This window comes from Clostridium sp. FP1 (assembly GCF_011065975.2).
In the GTDB taxonomy this organism is placed as follows: Bacteria; Bacillota; Clostridia; order Clostridiales; family Clostridiaceae; genus Clostridium_AD; species Clostridium_AD tagluense.
Genome location: NZ_JAAMNJ020000003.1, coordinates 104,030 through 129,675 on the forward strand (window position 1 = coordinate 104,030; position 25,646 = coordinate 129,675).

General features: G+C 29.5%; 27 protein-coding genes and 1 pseudogene. 11 read left to right on the forward strand and 17 right to left on the reverse strand.

Going from position 1 to position 25,646, the window contains the following annotated elements; all coding sequences use genetic code 11:
* Positions 1–228: 228 nt before the first annotated feature.
* On the reverse strand, positions 229–1,941 hold the full coding sequence (locus G9F70_RS26240) for a methyl-accepting chemotaxis protein (protein WP_164947503.1): 1,713 nt from the start codon (positions 1,939–1,941) through the stop codon (positions 229–231).
* Positions 1,942–2,226: 285 nt separating this feature from the next.
* Positions 2,227–2,598: a hypothetical protein gene (locus G9F70_RS26245; protein WP_164947502.1), complete on the reverse strand. Its 372-nt coding sequence runs from the start codon at positions 2,596–2,598 to the stop codon at positions 2,227–2,229.
* Between the two features lie 432 nt (positions 2,599–3,030).
* On the opposite strand from G9F70_RS26245, the gene G9F70_RS26250 reads away from it, so the two are divergent.
* The gene (locus G9F70_RS26250) at positions 3,031–3,363 is read left to right on the forward strand and encodes a hypothetical protein (protein ID WP_164947501.1); all 333 of its coding nucleotides are present in this window, start codon (positions 3,031–3,033) and stop codon (positions 3,361–3,363) included.
* A 183-nt stretch (positions 3,364–3,546) separates the two neighbouring features.
* On the opposite strand, the gene G9F70_RS26255 is transcribed toward G9F70_RS26250, so the two are convergent.
* From G9F70_RS26255 to G9F70_RS26265, 3 genes are all read right to left on the reverse strand, one after another.
* Positions 3,547–4,125 carry a Uma2 family endonuclease gene (locus G9F70_RS26255; RefSeq protein ID WP_224617968.1) on the reverse strand — a complete coding sequence of 193 codons (579 nt, stop codon included), beginning with the start codon at positions 4,123–4,125 and terminating at the stop codon, positions 3,547–3,549.
* Positions 4,126–4,312: 187 nt separating this feature from the next.
* On the reverse strand, positions 4,313–4,813 hold the full coding sequence (locus G9F70_RS26260) for a hypothetical protein (protein ID WP_164947500.1): 501 nt from the start codon (positions 4,811–4,813) through the stop codon (positions 4,313–4,315).
* 275 nt (positions 4,814–5,088) lie between these two features.
* Positions 5,089–5,811, reverse strand: a complete 723-nt coding sequence (locus G9F70_RS26265) for a Tn3 family transposase (protein WP_164947499.1) — start codon at positions 5,809–5,811, stop codon at positions 5,089–5,091.
* A 179-nt stretch (positions 5,812–5,990) separates the two neighbouring features.
* Between G9F70_RS26265 and G9F70_RS26270 the strand changes: the two genes are divergently transcribed.
* From G9F70_RS26270 to G9F70_RS26280, 3 genes are all read left to right on the forward strand, one after another.
* A complete protein-coding gene (locus G9F70_RS26270) occupies positions 5,991–6,317 on the forward strand; it encodes a hypothetical protein (RefSeq protein WP_164947498.1) in 327 nt (108 codons plus the stop codon).
* A 6-nt stretch (positions 6,318–6,323) separates the two neighbouring features.
* Complete coding sequence (locus tag G9F70_RS26275; RefSeq protein ID WP_164947497.1) at positions 6,324–6,506, forward strand: hypothetical protein; 183 nt, start codon at positions 6,324–6,326, stop codon at positions 6,504–6,506.
* Between the two features lie 289 nt (positions 6,507–6,795).
* The gene (locus G9F70_RS26280; RefSeq protein ID WP_164947496.1) at positions 6,796–7,428 is read left to right on the forward strand and encodes a glycoside hydrolase family 73 protein; all 633 of its coding nucleotides are present in this window, start codon (positions 6,796–6,798) and stop codon (positions 7,426–7,428) included.
* Positions 7,429–7,614: 186 nt separating this feature from the next.
* On the opposite strand, the gene G9F70_RS26285 is transcribed toward G9F70_RS26280, so the two are convergent.
* Positions 7,615–8,178, reverse strand: a complete 564-nt coding sequence (locus G9F70_RS26285) for a flavin reductase family protein (RefSeq protein WP_164947495.1) — start codon at positions 8,176–8,178, stop codon at positions 7,615–7,617.
* Positions 8,179–8,224: 46 nt separating this feature from the next.
* On the opposite strand from G9F70_RS26285, the gene G9F70_RS27400 reads away from it, so the two are divergent.
* Both G9F70_RS27400 and G9F70_RS27405 read left to right on the forward strand, forming a co-directional pair.
* Positions 8,225–8,359 carry a recombinase family protein gene (locus G9F70_RS27400; protein WP_224618004.1) on the forward strand — a complete coding sequence of 45 codons (135 nt, stop codon included), beginning with the start codon at positions 8,225–8,227 and terminating at the stop codon, positions 8,357–8,359.
* Between the two features lie 22 nt (positions 8,360–8,381).
* A complete protein-coding gene (locus G9F70_RS27405; protein WP_202882662.1) occupies positions 8,382–8,471 on the forward strand; it encodes a hypothetical protein in 90 nt (29 codons plus the stop codon).
* A gap of 24 nt (positions 8,472–8,495) precedes the next feature.
* Here the strand turns inward: G9F70_RS27405 and def are convergent, their stop codons facing one another.
* From def to G9F70_RS26310, 3 genes are all read right to left on the reverse strand, one after another.
* Positions 8,496–8,945 (reverse strand): peptide deformylase, encoded by a 450-nt coding sequence (gene def / locus G9F70_RS26300; protein ID WP_164947494.1) that lies wholly within the window; start codon positions 8,943–8,945, stop codon positions 8,496–8,498.
* Positions 8,946–9,182, reverse strand: a complete 237-nt coding sequence (locus tag G9F70_RS26305; protein WP_164947493.1) for a helix-turn-helix transcriptional regulator — start codon at positions 9,180–9,182, stop codon at positions 8,946–8,948. It lies immediately after the preceding gene.
* A 637-nt stretch (positions 9,183–9,819) separates the two neighbouring features.
* Complete coding sequence (locus tag G9F70_RS26310) at positions 9,820–10,227, reverse strand: hypothetical protein (protein ID WP_164947492.1); 408 nt, start codon at positions 10,225–10,227, stop codon at positions 9,820–9,822.
* Between the two features lie 531 nt (positions 10,228–10,758).
* Here G9F70_RS26310 and G9F70_RS26315 point away from each other — a divergent pair.
* Positions 10,759–11,676, forward strand: a complete 918-nt coding sequence (locus G9F70_RS26315; RefSeq protein WP_224617969.1) for a hypothetical protein — start codon at positions 10,759–10,761, stop codon at positions 11,674–11,676.
* A gap of 5 nt (positions 11,677–11,681) precedes the next feature.
* Positions 11,682–12,161 carry a hypothetical protein gene (locus G9F70_RS26320; RefSeq protein ID WP_411956031.1) on the forward strand — a complete coding sequence of 160 codons (480 nt, stop codon included), beginning with the start codon at positions 11,682–11,684 and terminating at the stop codon, positions 12,159–12,161.
* 219 nt (positions 12,162–12,380) lie between these two features.
* Here the strand turns inward: G9F70_RS26320 and G9F70_RS26325 are convergent, their stop codons facing one another.
* Genes G9F70_RS26325 through G9F70_RS26335 form a run of 3 tightly spaced genes read right to left on the reverse strand, consistent with a single transcriptional unit; the run spans position 12,381 to position 15,814 of the window.
* Positions 12,381–13,022, reverse strand: a complete 642-nt coding sequence (locus tag G9F70_RS26325) for an ABC transporter permease (RefSeq protein WP_164947491.1) — start codon at positions 13,020–13,022, stop codon at positions 12,381–12,383.
* 4 nt (positions 13,023–13,026) lie between these two features.
* A complete protein-coding gene (locus G9F70_RS26330) occupies positions 13,027–13,866 on the reverse strand; it encodes an ATP-binding cassette domain-containing protein (RefSeq protein WP_164947490.1) in 840 nt (279 codons plus the stop codon).
* A 10-nt stretch (positions 13,867–13,876) separates the two neighbouring features.
* The gene (locus G9F70_RS26335; RefSeq protein ID WP_164947489.1) at positions 13,877–15,814 is read right to left on the reverse strand and encodes an ABC transporter permease; all 1,938 of its coding nucleotides are present in this window, start codon (positions 15,812–15,814) and stop codon (positions 13,877–13,879) included.
* Positions 15,815–16,727: 913 nt separating this feature from the next.
* Between G9F70_RS26335 and G9F70_RS26340 the strand changes: the two genes are divergently transcribed.
* Positions 16,728–16,874, forward strand: coding sequence for a hypothetical protein (locus tag G9F70_RS26340; protein ID WP_164947488.1), 147 nt, complete (start codon positions 16,728–16,730; stop codon positions 16,872–16,874).
* 272 nt (positions 16,875–17,146) lie between these two features.
* Here the strand turns inward: G9F70_RS26340 and G9F70_RS26345 are convergent.
* A pseudogene (locus G9F70_RS26345) lies at positions 17,147–18,013 on the reverse strand (MerR family transcriptional regulator); the annotation flags it as partial.
* Positions 18,014–18,528: 515 nt separating this feature from the next.
* Between G9F70_RS26345 and G9F70_RS26350 the strand changes: the two are divergent.
* A complete protein-coding gene (locus tag G9F70_RS26350; RefSeq protein WP_164947486.1) occupies positions 18,529–20,013 on the forward strand; it encodes a WD40/YVTN/BNR-like repeat-containing protein in 1,485 nt (494 codons plus the stop codon).
* Between the two features lie 14 nt (positions 20,014–20,027).
* Positions 20,028–20,456: a hypothetical protein gene (locus G9F70_RS26355; RefSeq protein WP_164947485.1), complete on the forward strand. Its 429-nt coding sequence runs from the start codon at positions 20,028–20,030 to the stop codon at positions 20,454–20,456.
* A 978-nt stretch (positions 20,457–21,434) separates the two neighbouring features.
* Here G9F70_RS26355 and G9F70_RS26360 read toward each other — a convergent pair.
* The 4 genes from G9F70_RS26360 to G9F70_RS26375 form a co-directional block, all read right to left on the reverse strand.
* The gene (locus G9F70_RS26360) at positions 21,435–21,698 is read right to left on the reverse strand and encodes a hypothetical protein (protein WP_164947484.1); all 264 of its coding nucleotides are present in this window, start codon (positions 21,696–21,698) and stop codon (positions 21,435–21,437) included.
* 846 nt (positions 21,699–22,544) lie between these two features.
* Entirely contained in the window at positions 22,545–23,108 is a 564-nt protein-coding gene (locus tag G9F70_RS26365; protein WP_164947483.1) for a GNAT family N-acetyltransferase, read from the reverse strand.
* 341 nt (positions 23,109–23,449) lie between these two features.
* Positions 23,450–24,643, reverse strand: a complete 1,194-nt coding sequence (locus G9F70_RS26370; protein ID WP_224617502.1) for an IS91 family transposase — start codon at positions 24,641–24,643, stop codon at positions 23,450–23,452.
* Complete coding sequence (locus G9F70_RS26375) at positions 24,636–25,484, reverse strand: site-specific integrase (RefSeq protein WP_220322476.1); 849 nt, start codon at positions 25,482–25,484, stop codon at positions 24,636–24,638. Before G9F70_RS26375 ends, G9F70_RS26370 begins: the two co-directional genes overlap by 8 nt.
* Between the last annotated feature and the right edge of the window lie 162 nt (positions 25,485–25,646).

Genomic DNA, 25,646 nt, shown 5'->3' on the forward strand with positions numbered 1-25,646 from the left:
ATAACTGTCTTAACGTATATTTTCTGCGTTTTTCGAGCACTACCCCATTACTTACAGATTGCCACTTTTAGTTACAAATTAGTAAAAAATTTATGATGAGGTTTTACATTTAGCTAATAAAAAAGCAATTAGGAAAATTAGATCCTAATTGCTTTTGAGCGCTACTTTGTACTTAATGGAATCTATGCAGGTTTTGATGTTTATACCACTGAAATAAAATGTAGGGTTCTACAGTTTAAATCTTTGAACCATACCATTTAGTTTCTCTGCTAATATAGCTTGATTTTGAGAAGCGGCTGTTATTTCTTGGATTGCCATAACAGATTCATTAACACTTGCTAATATCTCCTCTGAACTAGCAACTGATTCCTCAGCTGTAGCTGATACATTTTCAATTGCTTTTTTAATTTCTGATACAGTTTCGTTTACTATGTTCATTGAAGCTCCAATATCCGAGGATAGCTCATTAAATACCACAGCATCCTCACCATATTGCTTACTTGTATCTACAAATAATTCATAATCAGGTTTAACATTATTATCCATAAAGATTAATACATCCTGAGCATTCTTAGAAAGATTATTGAATGCTTGTTGAACTTTCCCTGTTACATCTTGAATTCTTTGAACTGTAACGGACGACTGTTCAGCTAATTTTCTAACTTCATCAGCAACCACAGCAAATCCTTTACCTTGTTCTCCCGCACGTGCGGCTTCAATAGCTGCATTAAGTGCAAGAAGATTTGTCTGACTTGCTATATTACCTATCTCATCCGCCATTATCTTAACTTCACTAACAACCTTGCCTTCTTCAATTGCTTTTAATATGCTTTCTTGCTTCTCCGAATATAATTTATTTGAGGTACTAGAGCTATTTTCAGCATTTTTACTAACTTGATTTGCCTTTACTTCTATAGCACTTGCAATCTTATTTCCTTTATTTGCACGTCCAGTAACATCAGCCACATTCTCTGAAATACTTTGAGTGGTTGCATTTACTTCTTCTGTTGTGGCACTTAACTGTTCTGCGCCTAAGGATACCTGTCTTACTGATTCATTAACAATATCCATTTTTGCTGATATTTCTTCTGTTGTAGCAGATAGCTCTTCGCTGGTAGCACTAATATCAGTAGCACCTTCTGATATTTCTCCAATTAGCGTTTTTAAGTTTATTATTGCTTTATTTAAAGCTTTTGCTAAACCTCCAATCTCATCTTTAGCATCAATATCAACGGTTTTTGATAAATCATTTTCTACAAGTGCCTCTGCAACAGTTAAAATTTTCTTTATCTGCTTTGAAATTTTAAGAGAAATTACTAAACCAAGTGTAATAGCAATAATTAATCCTAGAACAATTATTTCTATAATTTGAATAAAGGCTTTACTATATGATACTTTACTAGCTTCGTAATCAGCTTTTGCCATATCAGTAGCTAATTTTAGCTCTTTGTCTAATATTGTAAACATATCACCTCTAAGCTTAGATATAGCTGGGAAAAGCTCATTTGCTTTTGCATAGTTGCCTTCATCAACTTGTTTAACTATGTCCCCTCTTGCTATACGATAATCCGCAAGCAATTTTTCGAATTCTGTAAATTGTTGCCTATCTAAATCAGTTGTAATGGTATTCTTATATTCTACAATAAGTGCATCATCTTTAATTACTATATCTCCAATATGATCTTTGTTTTTTTGTAAATCACTTTTGTTTTTGGGATCAAGAATTAACAATATACCTGTTCTAATTTCTAATAAATTTGATTTAATATTACCAATAGCGTTAACGCCTACCAAATCTATATTATAGATATTACTAACATTATTATTAATGTTTTTCATACTATATAATCCAATAAATCCGACAATACCAATAAACAACGACAATGTAATAAAAACTGATAATAGTTTTTGAACCATTTTTAAATTGTTAAACCATTTCATTAATGTTCACTCCTCATGTAAAATATTATTGTAATTTTCAATAATTACAGTACTATGTATAATAATACTATAAATCCAAACTTTCGACAATCTATTTATATATAAATACTGATTTATTTAAATAAGTTTAAATTACTTCACATATTACAGAAAATTATTTAAGCAAGAATCCTACGTTGCTATAATACATACTGGGGTAGTGCTCGCAAAACGCGGAAAATATACGTTAAGACAGTTATTACCAAAAAAATATATACCATCAGTGTAAAGCATTGATAATGCTAACTAAAACAGTAATAAAAAGTATATATTAAATAATCCATATGTTCCTATTGCGTAGCCGGTAGATTTACATGTTTCGGCATCAGCTTGTGTTATCATTACGTCATTACAATAGGTACATTGGTATTCGCTTGAACCAGTTTTGCCTAATATTAATGTGTGATTAGTAAAAGTTCCTTTATATAAGTTGCCTGTCCCCCTAGCCGTATAATGATGTATCCCATTAGAGCTGAAAGGACAATATATTACAAAATTTGGTATTGTCGTATCACTTGTGTTTTCTAGCTCTGCAGCTTTGCAACTTTGAACTGAATTTTCCAAAACAACACTTAGCATTATAATTAGTGACATAACTGAATAAATAATTTTTTTCATTTTTATTCCCCCTCGTATCTTTTTCTACATTACATATAATTAATTACTATATTGTCAATAAATAGAAAAATAAATTTATATGCAATTTTGTTAAATATTCGAATAAGTATTTGATATGCTATATAATTGAATAAGGACGCAATGGTAATACTTTATAACTAATAAAATGAAGGAGGGTGGATAATCATTAAAAAAATAATAAAATTATTTAGTATTCTGTTTTTAATTACGTTAACTTTAGTTGGATGTAGTGATTCAAATGAAAATAACTCAAAAAAAGCTGCCGAAAAATTTGTTAGAAACCTGTATACAGTAGATGCAAAAAAAGTTGCTGAGTTTAATAAACTTATTGCAACACCAATAGGCGGTGCGATTGGTGAAGGTGTTCCCAACGGAAGTAAAACAGGACCTAGTGAGGAATATATCAAAATCATGCAATCCTTTGACAAAAATATACAACCTTTAATGACCAAAGAAGGGTATGAAGGTATTGTGGCGGATAAATTCAATTTTTTAATTCCGAATATCTGTGCTAAGGGTAATTATACGTCGCAGGTTACAGAATTTATTTTAGGTAAAAATTTGTATGCAGAAAAAGAAGATAAAGTAAGATATTATTATGAAACTAAATTGAAGTTTATCTCTACTGACGGGAAGGCTGAACAAGCAGATGTGACAAAAGGATATATAGAGCTTTTAAAAGAAAATGGTAAATGGAAGGTGTGTATGTATGGTATAACTGTACGCCTCAAATTATATCATTAGCTAATGATGAGGTAGCGTACGTAAAAATGATATTTCCTACGTTAAGAATAGCATATCCCAATAAATGTAATGATATTCAGATTTGCGGTTGCTAGCAGATATGTTCTTCATACCCATATTAAAAGGCACATAATAATATTTATTACGTGCCTTTTAATATGGGTATACATGTTTTATGTTCCATTACATATCATCATCATCTTGATTTTCAAACAACTCTATATCTCTTATATCTAAAGCTAAATCTTTAAATCTAATTGACCTTATTTCTTCTTCTAAAAAATTATATTCACAAGTTAACTCATATCTGTTATTTTCTAAATTATATACATATAATTTCTTAGACATAGGCGATGCAATCCAGTATTCTGGAACACCAAATTTCTCATAGATTTCTTTTTTTCTTATTGTATCATCCTCTGAATTACTAGGGCTTAACACCTCTACTACTAATTGTGGCACTCCCAAAAATCCTCTTTTAAATATCTGTTGTTTATCGCAATATACTGCTACATCTGGAACAAGTTCCGCGCCTTTTCCGGTTACTAAATTTCTTAATTTAACTATATCATTTTTGAGTTCACTAGGATCTTCTTTGGTTAAAAATAAGGCATTTTCTAAAGCTACTTTACATTTTCCATTAAAATAGTTTTCCAACCTAAAACCTATCATTTTTTCGATTTCCATGTGATTATATTGTGGTCTCGGTGACATCATAACATTTCCATTAATCCATTCTTCTTTTATTAAATTATTCTCCATTTTGCTGGCTCCAATCTATTCTTTTTTAGTTTTAATATTTCTAGTTTGCTCTTTCAATGATTTTTATATGTTTTGAAATTTAGAAACATTGAATAATGTTAATCGGCCTTAAATTACCGTATACTCAGGGGTCTCGCCAACATTCCTCTCAATTACATAACAATAATTGAAAAATCCTTGTCTTTTATTAATTTCTAAAATTACTCAACTCCATAACCTCAAACTCTCCGCGATTATCTTCCTCCATCTTATCCACTCTTTCCACCAGATCCCCTATTATCAAAACCATCTCATGCTTACTATATTCCTTATCATCAAAACCCTTTACTCCTCCATAAACCTTTTTGTAAAGCTTCCTCGCATACTTTAACTGCTTATCTGTAGCTGGTTCCACCTTCTGCTTTTTAACCCTCTCCACAGTATTACCCTTTAACTTATCTATTTTTTTAAGGTACCTCTCTTCAAACACTTTCTTAATATCCTCTAAGAGCTCCTCATCTATATCAAATCTTTCATCAGTAATTCGCTTAACAAACTGCAGCTTTCCATCGTTCATTTCAAATTTATCCGTGTACCAATAATCAAACACAGCACCAAAGGCGTCATCCTCTGATATCCCTTTTAAAGTATTAGTCATACTCCCACTAATACTAAGCTTCCACCTTTGTTCTAAATCTTTATAAAACACAATAATCCCCCCTAAATGTACATATCAAAAAAACTTAAAAAAGGAACCAGGTTATACCCATAATCTTATCGGACGTTTCGTGATACCAAACTATTTTCCTTACTTACCTTTTCTAGTTGTCTTTTAGTTAGCCCCTTTTCATCTCGTCTCTTAACCTTATGATTCTCATTATTTCTTCTCTTAACTTCTTTCACATTAATAATAGTCTTAAGAGGGTTCTCTGTAGTAATGCAACAGAAAATTACAATTTAGACCCATTTATTTACATATAAAATTTAACCTATTTCATTCTCTAAAGTCATTAATGGTCTCAATATACCATTTTCAATTTCTTTTGAAATGATAAATGAGTATCTGCCCATAATATTAATATGTTCATAGCCTAATGGTGATAATCTTTGTATATCGGATTTAGGGATGTTATGACCAGTTTTGTGTAGTGAATCAATAGCTACTTCCATATATCGTGTATTCCATACAACTATTGCATTAACGATAAGTCCTAGCGCACTCAATTGATCTTCTTGCCCCTCTTTATATGGTTGATGAAGTTCTCCTCTTTTACCGTGGAATACAGCTCTACCTAGACTATGACGGGACTCTCCATGATTCAGCTGTGTTAATATTCTACGGCGGTATTCTGAATCGTCAACATAAGTGAGTAAGTATTGAGTTTTATAGATACGGCCAAATTCTCCTAGTGCACGACCTATCATTGTAGGTTTTCCTTCACGCTGCAATGTCTGAATAAGCTGCGTTGAATTTATCGTGCCAAGAGTGTCTCTTATTGTGCCAGGAATAACTATCCCATTGAAACCTGTAAATCGATGACTCGTAAAGTTATAATATGTAACACCACGTCCTGCTCCAAAATATTTGGAATTTGATCTTGAATTAATAGTCCTAACAAGTGTTACAAATCGCAATCCATCAGCAGATGCAACTTCACCACCACCCCATATTTTGGCCAAATCTAATTTGGTATTTAAGGCTACCAATACATTATTGTATCATGGAAAGGAAGCTAAGTGAAGGTACAGTTAATTATATTAATGCGAGTCTAAAGTTTTTTTATATAAAAACTCTTAATAGATACTGAATATGGACAAACTTGCAAGGGTTAAAGAACCAACAAGATTACCTGCAGTTTTATCTCCTGAGGAAGTTAAATCTATTTTTGATGTTACTGAAAATCTTAAGCAACAGGAACAGGTCAACTAAGCTTAAGAAATGCAAAGAACTTACAGGTTCAGTGCAAAGTAAAAAACAAGACTCAGAGGTTAAATTAAATGCATCAGACCTTCTTCTTAAGCTCACAGGAATAGATATAAATATTTGTTCTTGCTGTGGCAATGGTAAAATGATAACAAAAGGGAAGTTAGACCGTAAAAATAATTCCCCACCTTGTGAAAAAAATGGAATAGTGTCGCGTAGAGTGTTTATTTTGGGGAGGGGGAAAGTACGTCTATTTTTAGAAAACAATCAGAACTTAGAAGGTTTTTAGATACATTTGTGGAAATCATTACTTGTTTTAGAAATTGCAAAAGATATGAAAATTCCAAAAGTAATGATTATCTGTGATAAAGATAATATTGCTTCAAGTCAGACTGCGATGAGTTGCGGTGGTATATTAACAGGCGTAAATTTCCATGAAGGTAAAGAACAACAAATATATTGGATTAACCTCCGCTAATAAGCAGAATCTACAGTAAGTTTCTTGCACAATATTCTACGACTGCGAAACAACTTATAAATATATTGTATCATTTAATGCCATAAAATAATATTCAATATACTAATGGTTATAGTGAATAAAAACAATACATTCAACCGCATAATTGCTTAGTTAAATTTAACTAACTGCTTAACAACACATATAAATCAATGCTTTAATCAAAAAAATAAAATATTTTTCCCCAAATCTTAAAAACCCATCTCCTCCTCCATATATATAAATCAAAACCCCAAAGTAGGAACAAGCAATGAACAAAACCCAAATAATAAAAACCCTAACCACCGGTGCCCTACTATCCTACAAAAAATACAACACCCTTCCCTCAGTAACCATAGCCCAAGCTATTTTAGAGACCGGATGGCTGCAACATGTTGAAGGCAATAACATCTTCGGAATTAAATGGACAAATGGTTGCGGATATGAAATCCAAGAGCTAAACACCCACGAATGGATAAATGGAGTCAAAACCCCCATGGTATGCAAGTTTAGAAAGTACGACTCTTTTGACGATAGCATTCTAGATCATAGGAAGCTTTTAAGTTTTAGCAGATACCGCGCTGTTATAGAATCTAAAGACTACAAACAGGCCTGCCAAAATCTTTATAACTGTGGTTACTGCACTGCTTATGAGTACCCTGAAAAACTTGTGGCCATAATCCAGGAAAATAAGCTCTATCAATATGATCCTGTGTTTCGAGGTAAAATCCCCACTAGTAGTGACTTAGAAAATATCAAATACCTGCAGAGTGCATTAAATAAGATGAAGATTAAATCATCTCCTGGGTCGCTGCAATTAACGACTTCAGAAGGAGATTTACCCCCTTGTAGACCTCTGGAGCAGATAACAATTCTCAATTGTTATCCCTCCACTGAAGCTTAATTTTTGTTGTAGCATGTAACTCCCACTTATAGAAGTAGGAGTCTTTCCTTCTGAAATATCGTTAAATACTCTTATCACTATATGTATCAGAGGAAGACTAACAGTAATGGAATGAAAAACTGGAATAAACAACATAAAATTTACAAATTAGAATTATAGTTACAGATACTAGCCTTTCATTACTTATTATTTAGGATCAACGGTACTTATGGTACTATATGTTTTAAATAGTGAACCAACTCTATCCTTTAGATCAAAGTATCCTGAACCCATCATTATTGTTGGTTTAACTTTTAGAGCATTTGGCTTTCCGTTTTCCAGGCAGTCTTCATTGGCATATACAGCAACAATCTCTCCAATAAACATCGTAAAATCAAATATAGGAATAGTTTGTATTACCTTACAAAGATAATTTACAGGACATTCTTTTATCATTGGTGCATTTCCTGCTTCATCATAAAACGAATCAAAAACATTTGATTTATCTTCTTTATTACCAGAGACGCATCCACAAAAATCAGTCTTATCAATAGATTCAGAGGATGGTATGTTTACACTAAAGAATCCACTTTCCACTACACCTGAAGTTGTATAGTGGGAATTTTTCAATGAAATATACAATACAGGTTTCTCACTTACAACACCGTATGCACCAAGTGTGGCATAGTTTGGCTTTCCATTAACCATCGCTCCTGCTAAAACTGTAATAAATGGTCCAAAAGGGATATTTGCTATTTTTTTCTTTATCATATTCTTTCTCCAATTCAATTATGTATTTGTTGCAACAATAATAATTATACAGAAAAATCAAAAAAAGTATAGACTAAATGCACCACAAGGGAATCTTATGCTTACAGTTTTTGAAGCATTCAGCCAATTTGAGAGAGAACTCATAGTTCAGAGGGCGAAAAGGTGGCCGGCCAAAAGTTAAAGATAAAAATATTGAAAAGGCATTGAATCTATATAATTCAAAAGAATACAGCATAAGTGAAATTGTAGCAATGTCTAGAATAAGCCAGGCAACATTATGTAGATATATATGAAAATCTAAAACTACAATAATAACCTTACTTTATATATTCAGTAACTAAATCAGTAAAAAGAATACCTTCTAAATGGTCTATTTCATGGCAAAAACATTTTGCTAAATCTCCTGTACCAGTCAATATAATATCCTCACCATTTTCATTCAACGCTTGCACCGTTACATTTGCAGGTCTTTTTAACTTTCCCAATGTATTTGGAATACTTAAACAGCCCTCCACAACTTCCTGAATACCTTCCTGCTTAATTATCCTTGGATTAACTAATTTTATAAGTCCTTGCCCCATATCTATTACAACTAACCTCTTTAGTATACCTACTTGCGGAGACGCTAACCCTCCACCTTTTGAATGATACATAGTATCCGCCATATCAGTTAGAATTCGCCTTATTTTATCGTCTACTACTTCAACTACTCTGCTCTTTTTTCTTAATATTTCATCATCAAAAAGTCTAATTTGTCTTAATGCCATTTAAACTACCCCCCTACTTTGCTGTGCTCTCGATTTTCTTTCACTTTCTTCAAAAAGAAAAATTTCCTCTATGGAGCTGTGGAATGTTTTACAAATATCATAAGCTAACCATATAGACGGCTCAAATTTTTCAGTTTCAATGGAGTTAATTGCTTGTCTTGATACCCCTACAAGTTCTCCTAATTGTTCTTGAGTTAATCCAAAAGATTCACGAAATTGTTTTATTCTATTTTTCATTAATTACCACCTCGGTAAGGTTAACCTTACATTGTAAATATAGCATTACTTTATTTTTGTGTCAAGTTAACCTTACATAATATAGAATAAATAAAATTTCAATCTAAATTAATAATCCTCGTATTTTACAGTTTCACCGTAACTTATGAAGAATGTCTCTTAAATAGGTTTTGCATACTCATCATTATTTTAATGCCATGATAATAGTAAAAAAACTACAACGAATACCATAATTAATGCTAATATTGATTATATTATTTTTAATATGTTGTATGAATTAACATTTTGTTTTACCCTTTTAGTACGCAGTTGATTACCATTGTGAATCAACTTAGGGGTGCAGCCAACATTTCCGACAAAACCCACTCTAAGACATAAAATGGATATAAATCATGGTTTTTACCCACGTTAAGCCCTTAGTATTCCAAAGCAAGTACCATAAAGGTTATATTAGAATTGTTTTGATACTTTGTTTTTGGTAATAGTTTTAGAACCAAAAAACACCTACAAAGTGGCTATTTCTAAGACTTTTATTTAAGTTCCGAAAACGACCGTTTATGGTGCTGAAATAAAAAAACAAGAGCATTTATTTACGCTCTTGTTGATGAACAATATAAGAATATTGTTTGTTACTTTACTAATTTAATAAAGCTTTATACTCGTCTACATCACCAAATTTTGTTGAAAAATCTGTTGGAGTAGCACTTATATTTTTCATTTGAATTGGTTTTCCATTGTTAAGTTTTTTAATTATTATTTCAAAAGAGTTTTCAGCATTTAATATAATTTCAAAATTTTGCTTATCACTTTTCATTTTATATGCATTATTCTCTTTTTTTTCATAGGTTCCTCTATCAACTTCTCTATTATCAATATATTCAACAAAGATACTATCATTTTGATGAACACTTATTACAGCCACATATCCATTTACATCTTTTTCGGTCTGATAAGAACCTTTTAAAGTTGGTTTTATGGTAGATGTGCATCCTACTAATAGTAAAATAATTATTAAAGATAACATAGTAAATATTTTTTTTTTCATAATAATAGCCCCCTAAAATAAATTTAATTACTGCGTAATTTTTAACAAATCTGACGTAACTCACAGGAATATTATACCATTTATTTATGCAAGCTGTCACAAAAGTAGGGGTTTTGTGTTGGAGTTATTTTATGTCACAAGACTATGGATAAATAATCAAAAATTTCAGATTTAAGGCGTAGAACCCCCTATTTCAAATGCTGACTACATGTTTTGAAAGACAAACACAGGCAATTATTCTGGAATTGGCTATATTTCTGATACTATCGAATGTTGACGTTGTAATATATGTATGTTATCATAAAATCATACAAAATACTATGATTATTGTATAAATGCTATAATATTACAAATGAGTTGCTGCTATGAAAAAGACCTTAAAAACCTTATACGTTTCTCTAACAGAAGTGAAAAGCTGTAAATAGTATTGTTTATACATTAGTTTATGATTAAGTCTTTTAGTTACCTTGAATATTTATATAGATATTTATATAGATATTTTTAAGTAAGATAAAACAGGAGGCTATTGTAATGAAAAAAATGCCCAAGTTATTAGCTCTATTAGGTTTAACCTTATCCCTAATAGTTAGTGTACCATCTGTTGCTATTGCCAAAGAGAATGAGAATATTAAAGTAGGAGTATATACTGAAACAACAGATGAGTTTCCTAGAGAAATTTTTGAAAAAGTATTTACAAATAAAGACATAGATTTCTTAACAGAATCTTTAAATGCTAAAATAAAGTATTCAAATGATTCTGTTAAGGTAATAATTAAATCTAAGATAAAAACCTCTTCTGAAACAGGACTCACATTATATGCAGATGGTAGTCCAGTAGAAGTTAGTTCAGAAGGAACTATAAAAGTACCTAAAAATACTAAAGTAATTTCTAAATTAAATAAAGGCTCAAAAAATAATGATTTAGGTACTAAAGCTATAAATGTAACTCATGAGGAAGATGACTTTGTAGTATCCGAGAGTTTTTTTATAACAAAAATTGAAAAAACAAGTTTAAATAATTTAAATGTTGTTTTTAGAGCTAATTCTGGAGAACTTCTAGCTAAAATGGATGAGAATGAAGATGAATGTACTGCTCATAAAACTCATAATCTTTATAGTGCAACTGGTCATAAAGGATATGGGGATAAATATTCTGTAGGAGATTGGGTTCATTGCAATAGGTTTAATGGGCAACTTACAGATGATGTTCATTATAATTGGAGAACTGGAAGTATTAGCGAAAAAGCTGCATCTGTAAAAAACTTCTATGCAAGTGACTGTCATATAGCATTAATTCAAGCAGGAAGTGGATGTACAAGCAAAGGCTCATGTCAATGTAATACAACTAAAATTGCAGCATATTGTTCAAGTTTTGTAAAGGATGCGAATACAGGAATCTATTGCCCTTATACATATCATAAACATAATGGTCTAGTAATTCCGAGGTAGTGATTATGATTAAAAAGAATATCAAGTTTATCTTTATTATCTTCATTGTTATATTTATAGGTTTGACATATAAATACTTTACAAATATAAATCAAGAGAGAGTAGAAATTGTATCATTATCAAGTATGGATATTTTTAAGTTTGATAGCCTATCTAAATTCAGTAATGATAAGCTAGATACAATTTATAATGAAGAAAAACTATCAAAATTCAAAACTATCATGAACTCATTGGATACATCCGATAAGATAAAAAAGATAGAACTTCCTAAAGATACCAATGTAGAATCTTTCGAATATTATGTGCAAGTAAAGCCTAATCTGAAATATATTAAAGAGTCTGATGGTTATTTTCTTCTGAACATTTTAATAGGTAATTCAGAGGGAAAGTCATACATAACCTTTTCTGGAACAGAATTGAGTTATGAACTAGACAAAGATAACACAAGTATTTTAAAAGAAATATTTTCAGATGTAAAACATTAGCATTATTTTAAAAAATATTTTAATACAAATCCAATTTATAAAGAAGATAAATTTTAGAATCTTCTTTATATTGGATTTGTTTTTGGGTAGTTTTGCCTATCCCGCCAAAAAGGTATATTAGGGGCAAAATATATTATTAATATGGATTTTAGGTGTTTTGAAAGTTACACAATGTATTTGTGTAACTTCCACTTTCCTTAGTTACCAACCAATCCAAGTTTAATAATAAATTTTTTTGTTTTTATATACACCAATGATTAAAAATAAAATTCCTACTATAAAAAACACAGAATATTTTGTAATAATAGCTTGTAATGATATTTTTTCACCATTTTCGAATATACTTATATAATTAAAAGATTTAGAATTTATAAAAATAGATAACAGTTCATATATAAGTAAAAACATAAAACTTATAGTGGTTGACTTTAAAGTATACATTAACATGTATGCTACTGAAGTAAAAAAAAAGCATTGAATAACTGTCTTTATAAATTCTAAAAATACGTTATCCCAAAACAAACTGTATATTAAAAAAAGAACACTAACATGTATGATATACCAAGCAAATAATAAAGATATATGATGAATTTTAACTTTGCCTGAATCCTCAATACAGTATAAAATCTCATTTCCGTCTTCTTCAATGTATTCTTTGAACACAAAGATAATCCACCACAAAGACAGAATAGGTATGTACTTTTCCGCTTCTGAAAATACTAATACATAAGCATTTTCAATATTTCCTGATAGATTAACCATTCCAATATTTAAAATTGGAATAAAAATGTATAAAATAATTAAAGGAACAAAATAGTAAATTTTTAGATTTTTGAGAGAAAAATATGTAATTTTTATCATAGATTTATATTCCCTTTAATAGACACATGTATCCATCTTCTATAGTGGCTTCTACATTTGTATGTGCTACCTTTTCACTTGAAATTACTCTTAAAAAGTTTTTACCATCTCTCTCAAAAATTTTTTCAACAAAGTGGTTACAATTAATTTTTGTCCCTTCATCAACTTCAAAAACCTTTCCATTTGCTATTGATTTAATGTCCCCACTATTTCCCTCAATAATTATTTTACCATCATTCATAATTATTATTTTATCACAACACGCTTCTACATCTTCTACAATGTGGGTAGAAATTATAATTATTTTATCTGCTTTTATATAAGATAATAAATTTTTAAATCTTATTCTCTCTTCTGGATCAAGACCAGCGGTTGGTTCATCAAAAATTATTATTTTAGGATCTCCTAATATTGCTTGAGCAATACCTAACCGCCTAATCATTCCACCAGACAATGTTGATGTCTTATCATGAATCTTATCTTCTAAATTAACTATTTTAATACTATTTTTGATATATGAGTCTATTAGTTCTTTAGGTAGTTTTTTTAGTATGGCAAAATACTCTAACATTTCATAAACTGTTAATTCTTTAAATAATCCGAATTTTTGAGGTAAGTAACCAATATTTTTAGAAAATGTACTATTATTTACAATGTCTTTTTCCTGAAACTTTATATTTCCTTTATTAATATTATACAAATTAACTATACATCTCAACAATGTAGTTTTACCGGCTCCATTTGTACCTAAAAGTCCATAAACCCCTGTTTTTAAATTTATGGAAATTCCTTTCAATACTTCTTTTTTTCCAAAAGATTTATGCAACTCTAAAATTTCTAACATTTGAATCCTCCTAGTTACTTAAATTTTTAATAAATGTTATTGAATCTCTTTCGTCATTTTTATCTTTTAAAAATTTATAAGTACTTTTAATTACGTAAGCTTCTCCTAGTTCATTTATTTTTTTAAAAAACAAACTATGTATTTCGAAAAATGGATCGTTATTTTTACTCCATTCTTTAACGTTGTTTGTAAAACTATCTTTATCTTCAAGATAATAAAATAATACGTTATTAATTTTTCTTTTTTTTGTATCTTGTGGTAATGTCGACTTTATTAATCCAAGTGATAATTCTTTTTTATTTAAATCATTTACAAAAATGTGATCTCTAAACATTAATGTACCATTACCAATAACTTTAGAAGAAAGTGCTGCCGGTGATTGAAATATTTTTTTATTGCTAATATTAAACTCCTCAGGTTCTGAAAGTAGTTCCTTATATAATTTCAATGTCTTGTTTATATCAGAAAATCTATTTTTATCCATTTTGCTCAATATAAGTTCATAAAAAACATTGTTTTTAGTGGCTTTTTCTTTCATAAATCCACCGATTAAGGTTAATTCTTGTGCCTCACCTGAGAATCTATTATTACTTTTTTGTAGATTTGAGTAAATATTTAAATTTGATTTTACAGTTACCTCAAATTTAGTATTATAATCCCTTATTATTGGAATAAATCTAGATTCCTCTTTTATATATATTCTTTTATAGCCTTCTATTGGATAGTATGGAAAACATCCTGGTAGTAACACACCTTGAGCGTTACTGTAAAACACAGGACTATATCCACTATATAAAATTGTGATTTTCTCCAGTTTTTCATTAGTGGGGTTAGTTATCTCTAAATAATCCCCATCTCTTTTATATTCCAAACTTTCGCTATTTTTACCGATAATTTTCTCTATTTTATAATTTCTATAAAGTGTAAATTTGTAAGTGCTTAAAGGCTTTTTCTCATCTAAGTAAATACTTACATTACTCTGTAGTTGTCTATTTATAGTAAAATTCATGTTATAAGCTGAAATTTTAAATGATACCTTCTCTTCTTTTTGAATGTCATTTGCGTAATACAACTCATCGAAAGCTACATAGCTTTTGGGGTTATAATCTTTTTTTACAATACTACCTGATTTCGTATATCCATAGAAATTGAAGAGTGAGAGTATTATTAATCCTATAGCTATAAAATTTAAATATTTATGTTTTTTCTTATTTAATTTTAAAATTAAAAGGAAACTCATGAAACTTATCAAAGATGATAATAGATTCCACCTATAAGGTTCTATAGATAATCCATATAATAAATCTCCATCCCAATTTAAATTAGGCGGTAAAATATTTAATATTTCTCTGAAGGGATATATATTAATGCCATAACCCATAAAAAGTATATAAGGTACATAATCAAAAATTGGGCTTATTAAAATTATTAAAAGTATCATTACAGCATATGCAAGAAACCTTTTTAAATATAAGGATATAACACTTCCAAGACACATAGCAAAAATTGAAACTAGGAATATATTCAAAACATTATTCAATACGATGTGAACTAAATAAGGTTCAAAGTATATATTCATTCCAATATATACACTAAAGTTATATACAATAATATTTAAGGTCATAATTAATATAATTATTATAAGAACTATAATTTTTGAAAAATATAACTTTAAGTTTCCTTTGTTTAAAACTAAAAGGCATTCTAAGAGATTTTCATTTTTACTTTTAATTAAATACTCATAAGTTATAAAAGTAAAAAAAACAAAATAAATCATGCTAATCCGTTGACTATACTGTAAAAAATAAAAGGCATCTTTATGTATGTTTAGATTATAAATACTAAAAATCAAATATGCATTTACTAGAACGAAAAACAGTAAAAACGCTAAAGATAAATATATACTTTTAAAAAATATTTTAAAATTACTTTTTATTAAATTATTCATTTAAATACTCCCTTTAGTAAAATTGTCGGATAAAATTTGTAAAAACATGCAGTAAAATAATTTATTGCATGTTTTTACAAAAATAATTATTATTAGTTAGCTAGTATATCCGCATTTCTAAAAAATTAAAACCAAAGTTTTCCTGTAGCATTGCAGCCACTTGCTCCACTTCCATAAGGATTTAATTCCATCTGCCGAGAAATAGCTACCGTCGTCGTTGAAGTAGCACTTACACTACTTGATAAACTAAGTAAAACTGCACAAGATAAAGCAAAACTAGTTAATAATTTTTTTTTCCAATTTCATTACTCCCTGTATAATTAAATTTTATATTCTAATAAGTAATTACTTATCAATGAAATTCCCATCTATTCCAATTTAACACAAAATACATTAAAAATCAACATAATATACATATTTATGTATTGAAATTTGTATTGCAAATTATACTTTTAAATGCAAACATTATTTGACAAACGGTGTATATGCTTATCTTAGTAAGATTTGAAAATTCCCCTATTGAATAATCCATCTTATAAATCTCCTTTTAATATTTGACCTAGAGTTAACTCTATATTATATAATGTAAATAGTACTAGTACTTTTGGTACTTCACATGTAATAAAAAGTGTTGGAAGATGTGAAACTTCTATAGTATCACATGGCTCTTTAAGAATAGATCATGATGCTGTAGTAGAAGGTTTCGCTGTTCTGAAGTGGGGTCCTCTTAGTTTAGGTACACAACCTTATAGCGGGTTCAAAATTTGGGAAGAATAATCGTTAATTGTGACTTTACTATATTTTATGATTATGCTATAATTTTAACAAAATTCCAAAACTTATGGTTATTAATTATTGGCAACGATCTCATACTTAATAAAAAATTATAGCACTGTAGATTAAAGGAGGTAACATGGGTGGTATTGCTATTATATCAGTTATAATAATTATATCTATGTTAGAGATACAAAGACATTTCAGAATGTTAAATAGGTCTGTAAAAGATATAGAAGAGCTAAAGGAAAAAGTAGCCAACATTGAAGCATTGCTGAAAAAATAAAGTCAGAATCACCCCATTAAAAGAATTCAATATTACTCAAAACACAAATGTCATGAAATCATAATTTCACGACGTTTGTTATATGCTATTATACAGCCTATACACTCATTCTAACTTTAACATTATGCAATAAGGCTCTATTTTACTGCATAAATGATGTCTAATTGAGAATATGCACTCCATTTATGCATGATTTTTTACTTTTCCCATTAAATGAAACATCTCAAGAAATTGAGAGTGATTGGAATAATTCACTACTTATTATTTTCACAATAAAATTTTAGGGCTTCTCCAATAAATTTAGATGCACCATTGCCATATTTTTTATCGTTAACTTTTGTATACATAGGATTTGATAAATAAAGCTCCGACATAAGGCCCCAATAGTTGTCTCCCATATCCATTTTTAGAAACTTATAATCCTCATTATTCATATTTACCATTTCTTTAACAATTTGCTGGATCTCCTTTGAAGAAGGATCTTTACCTAAGTCAGATGTAAGCTTTATAGTTACTTCATTTGCTTTACGCATACTCTCTTCCAAATAATCTTTTTTAAACTTATCATATTGTTCCATTATAGTTGAAGAATTACTAAAATTTTTCTTCATAGCTTCAGTATATTTTTCTACACTTCCGAACTGCTTTATAGCAATTTTAGCAATCTTTTCTTCCTTAGATTTACATGTTTCAATAAATTCATTATATTTATCTATACTACCCCAATTTTTAATTACCTCATCCTCATGTTCTTTTTTAAACTCTTCCAATGCACTAAAATATTCACTCATATCAAATTCTTTAAAACTCATTGTGTTTTCTCCTTTTAATGTTTTATTTACAAGCTCTATTAAACCATTCAATCTGTTGCGTTTTAAAATAAGCAACTTTTCATGACTTTTTAGTGCTTGCATTTTATCAAAGTGGGCACTAGCCATGATTTCTTTAACTTCTTTCAAAGGTATATCAAGTTCCTTAAAAAATAAAATCTGTTGCAAGGTTTCAAGAGCTTCATCGTCATAAAGTCTGTAACCTGAGTCTGTGAAATTACTTGGTTTTAACAATTCGATTTTATCGTAGTAATGTAGCATGCGCACACTTATTCCTGTCAAATCCGAAACTTGTTTTATTGTTTTCATTGCTGCACCTCCAGCTTTGATTTTAGAGCTATCAATACTGTCTATCACTCCGCCGGCTATGAGTTTTTGACAATATAATTAAACTCTATTTTTATATTACACTATAACATAGTGTTAGGGTCAACACTTTTCTATAATTTTCGTTATATTGGTATTGCATTAAAAATAAAAAGGCATACAACATAACGAAAATTATCTTGAATGCCTTCTTGGATGTTGGCAAATAAATTTATTTACAATGAGTAAAGAATGAGCAATATACTCAAAGTGAATGTAACTCAATTACACTTGTGTTACATTCACTTATTAAAATTGTCTTGACCTACTTACACTTGGGCGTGTCTTATTTTTAAATTGAGTATTTGAACTTAATAAATTTATTGATGAAAATAAAGAAATAATATAAATAATCATATACATTTTTTACAGTTTATGTTATCTTAAGTATAAATATTACATTAATTCATATTTTTAAAAATTTATTTTATTGAATTTTGAAATATTAGGAGGTGAAAATGAGAAAAACTAGATTTAAATTTTTAGGGATTTTAGGGATTTTAATTATTATATTTACTCTTATTATAATAATAGGTGGGGCAACATATAAGGATAGTAGAGCTATAAGCTTGAATAAAGCATTGGAAATGGCCTCTATCACGTCTAAAAAATGGGATTCAAAAGCTGAGTTAATGTCCCTTACTAGTATTGATAATCCCGACTTAAGTATAAAAGAGGATGGACACGATGGAAATAGAAGGTACTGGAATTTTATTTTTATTGTTCCTGGAACTGAGAAGCAGTTAATATTAACAATACATGATAAAAAAATTGTTAATAACCATCCTGGTAAAGGACCTATCATAAATGATGGTTATATAAAAAATGAAGAAATTAAGCTTACTAGTAAAGAAGCAATAAATAAATGTACAAGCTATTTTAAAGTTATGCCAGGACAAAATTGGGCTGAAGGATATCACTTTACACTTAGTAAGCAAGATAATACAGTTGTACTTACAGTAGTATCCTTAGATCAAGAAGGATATTTTACTAGAACATTATTTAATGCTACAACTAAGCAACTAATTTCAGGAATACATAAAGTTCCAAAGGGCGGTGGATTGTTTAAGGAAGACAGTAAAATTAATTTAAATAATGGAAAGCAAGTATCAGTGGATAGTATATCTATTTCACCAAACTATGCAAATGATAGTTCGATGATTGTTTCATATTTTATTAATCCATATAAGCCAAACATGTCCCTTGAAGCTAGTATAACAACAGATAGTGGCATAAGTTGGAATGTACTCAAAATGAAAGATACATTTTATAGAATTTCTTTTTCAGATTCATATTCTACGGATAATTTAATATATGCAACTACACCTAAAGGATTAATTGCAACCAAAAATAATGGGAATACATGGGAGAAAATTTTAGTATCTCAATCCTATATTTTAGATATATATACAAATAAACAGAAAATTTTAATAAATGCTGAAGATGGACTATATATATCACGGAATAAAGGAGTTACCTGGAACAAGTTGCCTACTCCATCGAAGGTTTCACTTGCTAATTTAGACATTGATGGGAATGTATACATTTATTCTAATGATAAAATTTTAAAAGAATCTAATAAGCTATGGATAGATATGAAGGTTCCTTTGTCAAATGGTATTATGGGGTTTAAACTATATGATAAAAACTTAATTTCTTATTCATCTGATAGCATACAAATGCTAAATATGAATACAAGTAAATCGGAAAAAATCGGAAAGTTTAATGCTATTGATAATATATTTATTACTTCAAATAATGAACTATATTGTTTATTAAAAGATAGAACCTTAATAAAATTGATAGAAAACAAAAAATCTTATACATGGCAATCTCAAAAGGTAGATATTAATAAAGAAGGTACTCTTGTAGATTTAAAAATAGATACTGCTGGTAAATTATATTTTTGTATGAGTTCAGATGTAGTATGGGAACCACATTAAAGGAGATAATTAATATGAATTTCAAAAAATTATTAACTGTTTTGGCACTAACATTAACAATGAGCATGGGCATTTCATTAAAATCTAGTGCAGCTGTATCAACGTACTCTTCTCAAGATGTAACTGCACAAGTAGCCGCACTGGGAACCCCAATGGCAAGTGGTATTGGAGCGGATTACGGTTATGTAGCTGTCCACCCGTTTATTTGGGGTTCAAAGACTACACCAATTTTCCATTTTGGTTCCTATATTGCACCTACGGTAGCAGTACCTGGACCGTATGGCGATAGTTGGACTACTTTTAAAGTTGAAGATATAGGTGATGTATCAAATACACGAGGGCTAACTAAGTACTGGTTTGAAGTTTATTATGGACCTGTATCCAATACTGTTTCTGCACTTAACTTTGGAAAAACGCAAAGAAATTATACTCTCACATATTGACGACCTTATAAAAAATATATGAAAACAGATAAGTAAAATTATTGGACAAGTAGTTAATGTCTATACTAAAATAGTGATTTCATATATTGAAAATAAAGATGCCCCTGGTAAAGTTACCAGAGGCATCTTTATTATTTAACCGCTTTTAATTTATTCTCAATCCTTGTCTGACCTTCTAATAATTGATTTAATAAAGATACTATTTTATCATCCATATTATCACCTCATTTTTATATTATATCATTCTAAATTGTAACTGAATATCTTTTATTTAATTGAATGTAAAACGTATTGTGATAGAGTGGGAATCATTAAATGTATCTCCCAAATTGCTTGCATGGTCATTTATAATTTTTGTGCTGCTCTTTTTATTTATCAATTTCCCTTTTAGGCATACGGCAACCATTCGTGTAATTTAGGGCCACTTGACATTATTTTGAAATTGTAATTAGAAATTCAAAGTTCCATAAACGTTAAATTATAAATATATTAGTACTTTGATTATGGTACTGAATTATAGAACCGGTTAGTATAGCATTACTAGGTTTTACCTACCTAGTTAGCAATTAAGAACTATAAACGGTCGTTTATGGGAGGGCGTATTTCAATAAAAAAAACTTATATTGTTACATAATATGGGAAGTGGCCCATTTTTACATGAATGGTTGCCGTACCCCATTAAATGTGCCATTGTCACCACATTCTTTCCAAAAGTCCGGAATTTCAGTATTGCCCTCTTCTGATAGGTAGAATACGTTTATGCTAGTTATAAACAGCATGGATTAATATGGTAATTATATTACCGTTTCTGTCCTATTACTACACAGCCCCCTGTTTCCATTCAGAAAATATAAATTAAAACATTCCCCAAATGGGGTACTTCCGGGAATGTTTTTGAGAAATGATATAAGAGTTTTACAATATATTCAAATTTCAAAAAATGCGGGGTTTTGGGCTTAGAACCCCATGTTAGAACTGCTATTGGTTTACTTTTTTTCGCTTACTCTTTTCATTAATAAAATAAACTGCCAATAAAATTAAGACAACAGTCCAATAAATTATATTAATAATTGTTTGTGCTGAGTTACCTACATTGTTATATATACCAAAAGTTCTTCTGTAAAACATTCCTGTAATGAAAACAAAAATTATAACTAAATTAAAACCTTTTTTATCTTTACTATACTTAATTATAAAATATATACCAATAAAAATAGAAAGTAAAATTGTACCATAATCCATAATTACATCACTCCCTTATCCGATTTTTAATACTGTAAAAATATATAAAATTGTTTTTTGTTTCCCAGCTTTTATCTTTAGACTGAAAACCTAAATCAAACATGGTTATTTCAGCGGCTACAGTTGCGTGCTTTTCAAGAAAAAACATTTTTTAGCATATTGCTAAAAACACTGGATTTAACATACCATAAATAATTAGTCAAAAGCAAACGTTCATATTAAATAATTGGTATTCTCAAACACCTACTGTGTACAGGTTAGGTTTAGTTATCACCATATATTTACAGGCTTATAGCCGATTTCTGTTCCATTACTACCTATACCCCTTATAGAAAGAATATATGAAATGTTTCAAATATAAATAGACTTGATGCAACACCTATAAAACAATGCATATCCACATGTTGGATATTAATTCCACCATGTGGCCTATTTTTACCCGTATGTCGGTTGTACCCGTACTAAGTTCTTGGAGGTGTGATTGAGATCTAGCAATTTTGATTTAAGTTTAGTTGTTAAGGTTTCTTGATCATTCAAAACATATGGTTTAGGCTGCGCTTGCAAAAAATTATAATTAGGGTATTGCTGTGATAAATACACTTTTAAAATGTGTCCACTGGAGACACAAAATCAATGTAATATATCATATAAAACAATACATTCAAAATAATAATCACTTAACTAAATTTAACTAAATGCTTAACAACCTATATAACTCAAGGCTTAATTCAAAAATATGAATGTAATGTTTTATGGAAAATCGTACATTTATTTAGGACGTAGTTAAAGAAAGATACGACAGAACTGCATATAAAATTATGTTACATCAAGTCTACAAATTGGAATTTATCTCTTTTTAAAATAGTATGATGAATATTCCGTCCCATCATGGCCAATCAACTTATTTTCAGTAGGTGAAAAATCTAATTCCTTTAAAGCCTTTACTCTTTCGCTTGCAGTAGGAGGTGCCTTTGTTGCTATCATATTACACTCAAACAATTGATAAGTTTTATCAATAATCAATTTTAAAATATCAATTATATTGACTTTTGTTTCATAATCACTTCTCAAATCTAAACGGAGAAGCCCGCAATTATTAAAATAATCTTTAGAATCTCTATGAAATAACTCTATTGTTCCAATTGCAATATTATCTTTTTTATCTATAATAGACCATCTTACAAAACTTTTTCGGTCATACTCGAATTTCCAATAATCAAGAGCCTGCTTCATTCTTTCACGTGTATTATAGAAAAAATCATCTCCGCCACAATTATCGCTATTAAATAAGGGAACTGCTTTTTTATCAGAATATACTTTTAATAAGCCATCACAGTCATCTATAGAAATAACTCTTAAATTGAATTGTTTATTTTCAAATTCGGGGCAACTTACATATACACTATCCATATTTATTCTCCTTTTCAAATTATTATTTATTGATTTGTTTTACATCTTTGATATGTCACATTATGTATAGGTTTGGATTCAGATGTTGAGCCGATAAAAACTATCACCATAAGTATATACTTAAATGATGATAGCCACTAAAACTGCTCAATTTCTGAAACAAGCAAAAGAACGATGCCGCGTTTCCACTACTATGGAGATTCAATCTTTCCCCTCTTTCTGAAATTTGCTTTAACACTAAGATTAATCACTTTAATTTCCATAAATGTATCTTAAACTCTTCTAAATTTTGATTATTTTCTAAAAATAGACGTACTTTCCCCCTCCCCAAAATAAACACTCTACGAGACGCTATTCCATTTTTTTTCACAAGGTGGAGAAAAATTTTGGCGATTCAACTTCTCTTTTATAATCATTTTACCTTTACCACAGCAAGAACATGTATTTATATCTATTCCTGTCATCTTTAAAAGAAGCTCCGCTGCACTTAACTTAACATCTGAATTTTCACCTTTACTTTGTACTGCACCTGTAAGTTCTTTGCACTTTTGAAGTTTAGTTGACCTATTTCTATTGCTTAATATCCCATAGTGTCTAATTTTTACAAATTTTCTTGGTAGAACATGCATGAGAAATCTTCTAATAAATTCATCTACCGCAAGAGTCATAAATTTTTCTTTATTATGGTCTTTATAATCTCTCCACTTAAATGTTACATATCCATTTTCTAAATTTACAATTCGATGATTAGATATCGCTACTCTATGAGTGTATCTGCCAAGGTATTCAAGTACGTACTCCGCACTCCCGAAAGGGGGTTTGCAGTATACAACCCATTCTTTTTTATATAACTTACCTACAAAGCTTTGGAATATGTGTTTTTCTGTTAATTCCTCAATTCCAGTAGTATATTTAAGAGCATTACTATAATAAGCTTTTTTAAGATAAAATAAGAATTTTCCTCTAAATATTCTTGATAAAACTTTCACTGGAATAAAAAAATTCTTTTTAGAATTTATCCATTTTGTACCATCAAAAGTTAAACCACCACTTGGAACTATACAATGCATGTGAGGGTGATTCATTAAGTTTTGACCCCACGTATGTAAAATTGACATAAATCCAATTTCGGCTCCTAAATATTTTTTATCTCTTGAAAGTTCAAATAATGTTTCTGAAACAGCATTAAAGAGGATAGAATACATTTCCTTTTGGTTTGTAAGAGTTATATAGTTAAGTTCTTGAGGTATAGTGAAAACTACATGAAAATACCCTACGGGTAATAAATCCTCTTTTCTTTTTTCAAGCCATCTTTCCTTTGCTAAAGTTTGGCATTTAGGACAATGTCTGTTTCGGCAGGAATTATAAGAAACTCTAATATGCCCACATTCATCACATTCATCTATATGACCACCAAGCTCTTCTGTTCTACAAGCTTCAATATCAATCATAGTTTTCAAAATGTGCAGCGGAAGCTGATGATTTCTCCTATATTCATCGCCATACTGATTAAATATATCTTGAATCTCAATCATCTTTTTCTCCTAAGAGCACATCCAATGGACTCTTTATATTAAGTAAATCCATTCTTCTAAGATGTAAATAAATAGTGGTAGTAGTTATTCTGGTATGTCCTAAAAGTCTTTGAATGTAGCAGATATCTGTACCAGCATCCAATAAGTGAGTTGCAAAGCTATGACGAAGCGTATGGACAGTTGCATGCTTAGTGATTTTAGTTTTTTTTATAGATTTCTCGAGCATTTTCTGAACACTACGTGGACTTATAGAATCTGTACGACCCTTTCCAGAAAATAAATATTCCGTAGGATGATATTTTATCCAATACTCTCTAAGGATTTCTAAATTTGCTTTTGACAACAATGAATATCTATCTTTTTTACCCTTGCCCTCTCTAATTAATATTTGCATGTTTTTACTATCAATATCCGTTATTTTTAAATTGCAAACTTCACTAACCCTTAAGCCTGCGGAGTAAACCGTCATGAGAATTGCCTTATGCTTAAGGTTTTCAGTAACATCAAAGATAGACTTAACCTCATCTGGGGATAATACAGCAGGTAATTTTGATGGTTCTTTCATCCTTGCGATTTTGTCCGAATTCCAGTATCTATTCAGAGTTTTAGTATAAAAAAATTTAAGGCTTGAATTAATATAATTAACTGTTCCTTCACTTAATTTCTTTATAATGATACAATAATGTAGATATTCACAAATTTCTTTTTCACCTAAATACTTTGGTGATTTGTTGTAAAATTTAGCAAAGTTACTAACGTGATTAATATAGCTTTTTATAGTCGTTGGACTATAACCCCTTAGTTCCATATCCATTTTCATTTTTTCTCTTAATTCTGACATAAATAATAACACTTCCTTATTTTTTATTTCGACAATAAAAGTTTATAGGAAGTGTGTATTATAATAAAGAAGTATCTTAGTAAATAGGATACTTCTTTATATTTTATTTATGTAAAAATTAAATTAAGCGCATTAGTACTCGTCTGCCACCGTTTTTAGCGG